Raw genomic sequence first — 7,323 nt, forward strand, 5'->3', positions numbered from 1 at the left:
ATTATCGGTTCAAATCTTAATATAAGGAAAAAATTTTGGCTTTAGACCAAACAATTATTACTCATACAAATAATCCATCTTATGAACTTTTACAAGTGGCTTCAAAAACAAATATCAGTGCTCAAGAACTTGATTTTACCCTCCTTGCTTTTTCTACTCAATACCGTTTTGGTGCAACTGATTGGACAAAGATTTCCGAAAAAGAACTTGTGCTGTTTGAAAAAGATGAAATTTTTTTAAGAAATGATTTGCAAATAGAACAAGAATATAAAATAGAAATTTTCCACAATACAAAGGAAAACAAAATAGCCAATTCTATCAAACTCGGTGCAAATAAAAATCTTACAAAAATTGTCGCACAGATTGATTTAAATACAATAGAATTCCACGAAAAACTCGGTTTTGAACTTTTGCAAAATATTTATAAAAAAATGCTTAAACTTCGTTTTCTTATAGGAATTCGAACTTTTGATTTTAAAAAAAATCTTCTCTCTTTGATTTCAAAACACAAGAAAACACCTTTAAAACAAAGCGTAAAGATTGTTATTGCAAAAGGTGTTGAACCTAAACAAAGTCAAGATGAAGACTTGATTTTACTATACAAAGAAAAACTCCACAACTTCTCTCTTGATGAAAAGCTTTCTGGAATCATTAGTGTTGATGAAAATGAAGCTGTTCTAAGACACACTAAAGCCAAAAACGGCAAAGAAGGCAAAGACTTGAATTTACACACACTCGAAATAGTCCAAGCGAAACAAAACGCTATTCAATTCTCCTGCTCCAATGCTTTTAAAGTCATTGAAAATGAAGAATTTACAGAATATCAAGCTCTCAAAAAAGGCTTTATTGTCGAAAAATCAAACAATTTTGATATTGCCAATGTACTTGAATTTCAAGCTGTGGATTTCAAAAATACAGGTATTATTCGTGCTGGACTTGATAAAAATGTAACAATTAATATTAAATTTCCTTCTGATATAGAAGATGCTGTCAATTCAGGTGTAGGGATAGAATGCGAAGAATTAAATATTAGTGGTAATGTCGCAAGCAACACAAATCTTAGTGCTACACGGTTGCGAATCGATGGTTCTACCCATTCGAAAGCAAAAATAAAGGCTAAAGAGGCTTTCATTAAAACACACCGTGGATTTGTTGAAGCTGAAAATATTAGTATTGATTTATTAGAGGGTGGAAATGTCAAAGCTAAAACAGCGAAGATTAAAAAAAGTTTTGGCGGTACAATTGAAGCTGAAAACCTCTATATAGAAAATGTTACAAATAATACTACTTGCGTGTTTTATAATACGGTTGTGGTAGAGCAAATCTCTGGCAATAACAACAAATTTTTGTGCAAAGTAAAATCCTTAGATAAGGACTATGAAAAAGACCTCAAAATCATAGATGAAAAAGATTCTACACTCAATCGTACCCTCCAAGTATTCAAACAAAGTATGCTTGCAAACAAAAACACCATTGCACAAATTGAAGGAAAAATTACAGAATTGAAAAATTCCGGAAAAAACATTCCAAAGCAATATGAACAAATCCTCAAAGACTACTCCTTGCATACTCAAAAGATTCATAAACTTCAAAAAGAAAAAAATGAACTTGCGATACAAAAAGAAACTTTACACAAAGAAATTTTAACGCTTCAAAATATTTTATTTAAAGCAAAAATGATTAATAAAAATGGCAAATGGGGAAATGCTAATGAGGTACGTTTTAGCTTGCTCCAACCAAAAAAAGAACTCTTTTACTCTCCAAGCGAGAAAGAACAAATTAAACTCATAGAACTCAAAAAAAATGAACTCGACAATACAGAACATATAGAAATTGATAAACAAACACAATACAATGAAAAGGATTTAGAATGGTTGTCGCCATCGAAGGAATAATTACTAAAAAAGAACCAACCTATACTATTATAAAAACAGATTCTGGCATAAGTTATGGAATTTTCGTCTCACTTTTTTGTGCCGCAAAATTAGAAAAGCTTCAAAAAACAGAATTGCTTGTTACACAAATCCTAAAAGAAGATTCAAATAAACTCTATGGATTTTTAGACAAAAACGAACAAAAAATGTTTGAAATGCTCTTAAAAGTTAATGGTATAGGGGCCAATACAGCTATGACTGTGTGTTCGAGTCTTGATGTGAATTCTTTTCATAAGGCTTTGCATTTAAAAGATGAGCAAATATTTCAAAAAATTCCCGGTATAGGTGCAAAAAGTGCCAAACGCATCATAGTAGAACTAAGCGATTCTAAAACAATTTTTACTGCCGAAGACAATGGAAAAAGCGAAGCTCTTGCAGCCTTACTCTCTTTAGGATTTAAACAAGATACAATTCTTAATGTACTCAATAGCTGTCAAAGCACAAATACAAGCGAACTTGTTAAAGAAGCGCTCAAAAAACTTAGTTAATAGGAGGTAGTATGAAATACGGGGTGCTTTTTGGTGGTAATTCTTACGAACACGAAATCAGTATAATTAGCGCTGTAGTATTAAAGAAAGTGTTGAAAGCAGATTTGGAATTTATTTTTTGCGATTCAGAAAGAAATTTTTATCATATTCCAAATGAAAAATTCAATGCAACAATCTTCAGCTCTTTAGCATACAAAAAAGAAAAAAAACTTTTTCTCAAGCATAATGGTTTTTTCTATAAGAGTTTTTTAAAAGAAAAAAAGCTTGAATGTTCTTGTATTATAAATCTCATACACGGAAAAGATGGTGAGGATGGAAAAATAGCTAGTTTGCTTGAATTTTACGCTATTAGATTTATAGGTCCGCGCTTAGAGGCAAGTGTACTTTCTTTTAACAAAGAATTGACTAAGCTCTATGCAAAAAATATCGGGGTAAAGACTTTAGATTACACTATGCTGACAAAAGATACAAAACAAGAACAATCACTCAAATTTCCTTGCATCATAAAACCAGCGCGTCTTGGCAGTAGTATAGGAATTAGTATAGTGCATAACAAAAAAGAGCTCGATTATGCAAAAGATGTTGGTTTTGAATTTGATACAGATCTTCTTGTGGAAGAATTCCAAAGCAATATTAAAGAGTATAATCTTGCAGGATGTATAATTGGAGATGAATTTTTCTTTAGTCGTATAGAAGAGCCGAAAAAGAAAGAATTTTTAGACTTTGAGCAAAAATACTTAAGTTTTTCTGGAAGCACTAATTTTATAGAAGCTGATTTAAGTGAGGACTTAAAAAATAAACTTCGGCAGAATTTCAAAAAAATTTATGAACCTTTATTTCGTGGAGCTTTGATTCGTTGTGATTTTTTTCTCAAAGATGATGAAATTTACCTCAATGAAATCAATCCCAATCCGGGCTCACTTGCAAACTACTTGTTTGAAGATTTCAATGAAATTATTGCCAAACTTGCAAAGAGTGTAGAAAATGAAAAAACAATCAATATTACTTATACTTTTCTGCATTCTCTTAAAGGGCAAAAAAGCAAATTATAGGCTTTTAAGAAAAAATACGTTAAATTTTACATAAAATTTTATGTGTATAGGAGCTTTTTATGTTAAGTTTCAAACAAAATGAGATTTATACAGCCACTGAAGTTGTAAGAAATTTTAGTTCTCTTTTAGACAGATTGAAGAAAAATGAAACTGGAAGAATTGTCATTTTGAAAAATAATAAATTTGAAGCTGTTATGCTCAATATGAGTGAATTTGAACGTCTGCAAAATGCCTTAAACCTGCTTGAAAATATCTATAAAACGCAAAAGGTAGAAAATGGCACAGGCGAACATTAAATACAAAGAAAAAAACTATACTCTAAGCTATGAACTACAAAATACCACAAAACCTGAAATCCTTTTGCTCCACGGCTGGGGTGCTAACAAAGAATTAATGAAGCAAGCCTTTGAAAAAGTTTTCAACAATTTTTCTCAAATTTATCTTGACTTGCCGGGTTTTGGCAATTCAAGTATAGAAGAACCTCTAACAAGTGATGATTATGCAGATATTGTTTATGAATTTCTGCAAACAAAAAATTTCTATCCTCAAATTATACTTGGCCATTCTTTCGGTGGTAAAATTGCAGCTTTACTCATACAAAAGTTAAGGCAAACAACGAAACTTGTTTTACTCTCAAATTCAGGTATTCTTGCTAAAAAAACTCTCAAAGTGCGTTTGAAAATAACACTTTTTAAAATTGTAAAACACTTCGGTTTGGGAAAATTATACCGCTTGTTTGCAAGTGAAGACGCAAAAAATTTAAACCCTCTTATGTACAAAACTTTTAAAAATGTTGTTGATGAGGATTTGAGTGCTCGTTTTGCAAAAATCACAAACAAGACTTTTATTTTTTGGGGAATGAAAGATAAAGCTACGCCTTTAGAAAGCGGAGAAAAAATGCATAAACTCATAGTACAAAGCGAATTCTATCCTTTAGAAGGGGATCATTTTTTCTTTTTCAAATATAGTGATTTTATAGCTTCAAAACTACAAGGATACAAATGATTACAAATATTTTTTACTATCTAAACAGTCTGTTTTTTAACTTTTGCATAGCATTTTATCTTATAAGTGCTATGCAGTGGTATTCTTACAAAATAAAACGTATCATTTTTCATTATCATAAACCTATGTTGCATATTTATTTTTTAGCTATACCCTATTTTATTTTTTTAAGTTTTCCTTTGTATTCTTTGATATATTTTGCCTTTTTACATACAGCTATTTTATATGCTTGGAATAAAAGCATCGATCAAAAACTTGTTTTCACAACTAAAGTAAAATGGTTCTTTGTATTCGTCTTTCTTTTCAATACTCTCTTTGCTCTACTTGCCTTTGAATTTTCTTTTCTTTTTAATCTACTTACCCTTCCAAGCGCTCTAATAAGTCTCAAAATTTATGAATTTATAACAGCAAAATACTATCTATATAAAGCAAAATCAAAGATTAACAAAAATGCAAAACTTACAATAGTGCTTGTAACAGGAAGTTTTGGAAAAACAAGTATGAAAAATTTCTTGTATGCACTTCTTAAAGATACAATGAAAACTTATAAAACACCAAAAAGCGTCAATACACTTATGGGAATAATACGCGATGTAAATGAAAATTTAAACGATGAAATACAAATTTATATTGCTGAAGCAGGGGCAAGAACAAAAGGAGATATACTTGAAATCACAAAGCTTTTGCAACCTCAAATTTGCATTATAGGTGAGATTGGGAATGCTCATTTGCAGTATTTCAAAAATACAGAAAATACAAGACAAACAAAACTTGAAGCTCTACTCTCAAAAAAACTCCAAAGAGCATTCTTACATTCAAGTACTCAAAAAGATGAAAATGAAGTCATAACATTGTATGATACAAAACTTGTATCTGTTGATTCTACGCTTGAGAATTTACGTTTTCAAGTGCTTTTACAAAAGGGTAAATACGAATTTAGCAGTGAACTTTTAGGCAGTTTTAATGCAGAAAATCTTTGTGCTTGTATCCTTTGTGCTGAATTTTTAGGAGTTGAAATAGAACATATGCAAAAACAAATACAAACCCTAAAAGCTATCAAACACCGCTTACAAGTCATTGCTAAAGAACCAAAATTTATTATTGATGATGGTTATAATGGCAATCTTAAAGGAATGAGTCAAAGCTATATGCTTTGCAAACAATATGCAGGTCGTAAAGTGCTTGTAACTCCGGGTATAATAGAAGTAGATGAAGAAGAAAACAAAAAACTCTGTGCAAGTATTAATGAATGTTTCGATTTTGCTATTATCAGTGCTCAAATAAATACAGAAATCTTTCAAAAAGAATTAACAATTCCAAGCATTTTTTTGAAAGAGAAGTCAGAACTTGTACAAATTTTGGCTAAACACACTCAAAAAGGGGATCTCATACTCTTTTCAAATGATGCACCGAGTTATTTATAAAAAATTCGATTCAAAAAAATTCTAATCAAAAATCTCCATTAATAAAGACGCGAATGTAAAAGTAAAACTTGTATTTGTATTAGAAGAAAACTCATAAGCCAATAAAGTGAGTAAAATAAAACTTAACACAATAAAAGCAAAAAGAATAATAAAAAAATACTTGCAATATATTTTTAAAGAATTTTCCTCATAAGCTTTATAGAGAAGATGTTTCAACACAACAAAATCCCAAATTCTTCCCCTAAGACAAAAGAGGAGAAAAAGAGAGAGTAAAAGAAAAAAGACAAAAAAGAAAAAATACTCATAAGAAATATTTGTAAAAACATAAGCTTCTGCTTCCATAGACAAAACAATATAATACGCGTAAATACCTAAAAAAAGTGTTAGAAACAAAACAAAAAAAGTAACAATTTGAAAAAATTTCTCTTTAGTACTCAAACAAGCCCTATATTCTTTCTTAAGAATTTTATAACTTTGAACAAGACTAAAATTGTCAGAGCGCAATTGACTTGCTTTTTTAAAAATACCTTTCATGAATAATGATTTTTGCATATCTCACCTTTTAAAAATTTGCAAAAATTGTAATAGCTTTGAGTGAAATAAATGTGAATTTACAAACTAAAAGCCTAAAAAGGCCAAATAGCTTCTATAACTTTGCTTCCCCAAGGTTTTCTTGTACTTCTATCAACTTCACCCTCTGTTTTATAGAGAATTTTAGCATCAGCTATATAGCGACTGTCAATTGTATTGTCCTGTCCAATATCATAAGGGCGAATAACGCCGCTAAGTTGAATAATTTGTTTTTCACCATTAATCAAGAGTTCTCTTGAACCTTCTATAAAATAATTTCCATTTGAAAGAATTTTAATTACTCGTGTCGAAATTGTTGTATTAAACCTTTCATTTCTACTTTGAGAACCTGTACCCTGATAATTGTTTGTACTATTAGTTTGAAAACCGATATTTGAATATCCATTGACCTGATTCATCGCAGAAGCAAGAATTCCTTTTCCTCCAGTGAGTGTACCTCCACCTAAATTGGCTGTATTAGTTCTTGTAGTAGCTTTGTTGGCTTGTGTGCTTTGCGTTGTGTTTTCCTGAATAACGACAGTAACAAGATCATTTACATTCATAGCCTTTTTATCAGAAAATAAAGGATTGTCTCCTCTACCAAATAAAGATCCAGGTGCTGTTTCTATGTTATTACTTTGCTTAGGCGCAAGTTCTTCAACATAAGATGGTGGCTTCATTGAAATTTGAGGATCGACAGTAGCTGAACAACCAAAAAATAAAAGAGGCAATATACATAATAAAACTTTTATCATTTTCATTCCTTAAATATAAAAATTATTTTTTACAATACTTCATAATCTTACAAAAGCAAAGAATGTTCCAATTTTCACTAAAAAGAACGATAGAA

The 7,323-nt window shown here is 30.3% G+C and carries 8 protein-coding genes; 6 read left to right on the forward strand and 2 right to left on the reverse strand.

Translation table 11 applies throughout. From position 1 onward, the window contains the following. Positions 1–35: 35 nt before the first annotated feature. Genes OQH62_RS06920 through OQH62_RS06945 form a run of 6 tightly spaced genes read left to right on the forward strand, consistent with a single transcriptional unit; the run spans position 36 to position 5,903 of the window. A complete protein-coding gene (locus OQH62_RS06920; RefSeq protein ID WP_266015658.1) occupies positions 36–1,895 on the forward strand; it encodes a flagellar assembly protein A in 1,860 nt (619 codons plus the stop codon). Then, entirely contained in the window at positions 1,871–2,422 is a 552-nt protein-coding gene (gene ruvA, locus OQH62_RS06925; protein ID WP_266015660.1) for a Holliday junction branch migration protein RuvA, read from the forward strand. The genes OQH62_RS06920 and ruvA overlap by 25 nt, the downstream gene beginning before the upstream one ends. An 11-nt stretch (positions 2,423–2,433) precedes the next feature. Further along, on the forward strand, positions 2,434–3,474 hold the full coding sequence (locus OQH62_RS06930) for a D-alanine--D-alanine ligase (RefSeq protein WP_266015662.1): 1,041 nt from the start codon (positions 2,434–2,436) through the stop codon (positions 3,472–3,474). Between the two features lie 59 nt (positions 3,475–3,533). Continuing rightward, complete coding sequence (locus tag OQH62_RS06935; protein ID WP_266015664.1) at positions 3,534–3,770, forward strand: type II toxin-antitoxin system Phd/YefM family antitoxin; 237 nt, start codon at positions 3,534–3,536, stop codon at positions 3,768–3,770. Further along, a complete protein-coding gene (locus OQH62_RS06940; RefSeq protein WP_266015666.1) occupies positions 3,751–4,479 on the forward strand; it encodes an alpha/beta fold hydrolase in 729 nt (242 codons plus the stop codon). Before OQH62_RS06935 ends, OQH62_RS06940 begins: the two co-directional genes overlap by 20 nt. Next, entirely contained in the window at positions 4,476–5,903 is a 1,428-nt protein-coding gene (locus OQH62_RS06945; RefSeq protein WP_266015668.1) for a Mur ligase family protein, read from the forward strand. Before OQH62_RS06940 ends, OQH62_RS06945 begins: the two co-directional genes overlap by 4 nt. 21 nt (positions 5,904–5,924) lie before the next feature. On the opposite strand, the gene OQH62_RS06950 is transcribed toward OQH62_RS06945, so the two are convergent. Next, complete coding sequence (locus OQH62_RS06950) at positions 5,925–6,455, reverse strand: hypothetical protein (RefSeq protein ID WP_266015670.1); 531 nt, start codon at positions 6,453–6,455, stop codon at positions 5,925–5,927. A 74-nt stretch (positions 6,456–6,529) separates the two neighbouring features. Further along, positions 6,530–7,228, reverse strand: a complete 699-nt coding sequence (gene flgH, locus OQH62_RS06955) for a flagellar basal body L-ring protein FlgH (RefSeq protein WP_266015671.1) — start codon at positions 7,226–7,228, stop codon at positions 6,530–6,532. Positions 7,229–7,323: the final 95 nt, after the last annotated feature.

This window comes from Campylobacter sp. MIT 21-1684, from assembly GCF_026241315.1.
Taxonomy (GTDB): domain Bacteria; phylum Campylobacterota; class Campylobacteria; order Campylobacterales; family Campylobacteraceae; genus Campylobacter_D.

Excerpts from the sequence above, each read along its gene's own strand:
- OQH62_RS06940 (WP_266015666.1), top strand. The coding sequence starts at position 3,751 with ATGGCACAGGCGAACATTAAATACAAAGAAAAAAACTATACTCTAAGC.
- OQH62_RS06930 (WP_266015662.1), top strand. The coding sequence starts at position 2,434 with ATGAAATACGGGGTGCTTTTTGGTGGTAATTCTTACGAACACGAAATC.
- OQH62_RS06945 (WP_266015668.1), top strand. The coding sequence starts at position 4,476 with ATGATTACAAATATTTTTTACTATCTAAACAGTCTGTTTTTTAACTTT.
- OQH62_RS06935 (WP_266015664.1), top strand. The coding sequence starts at position 3,534 with ATGTTAAGTTTCAAACAAAATGAGATTTATACAGCCACTGAAGTTGTA.
- ruvA (WP_266015660.1), top strand. The coding sequence starts at position 1,871 with ATGGTTGTCGCCATCGAAGGAATAATTACTAAAAAAGAACCAACCTAT.
- flgH (WP_266015671.1), bottom strand. The coding sequence starts at position 7,228 with ATGATAAAAGTTTTATTATGTATATTGCCTCTTTTATTTTTTGGTTGT.
- OQH62_RS06950 (WP_266015670.1), bottom strand. The coding sequence starts at position 6,455 with ATGCAAAAATCATTATTCATGAAAGGTATTTTTAAAAAAGCAAGTCAA.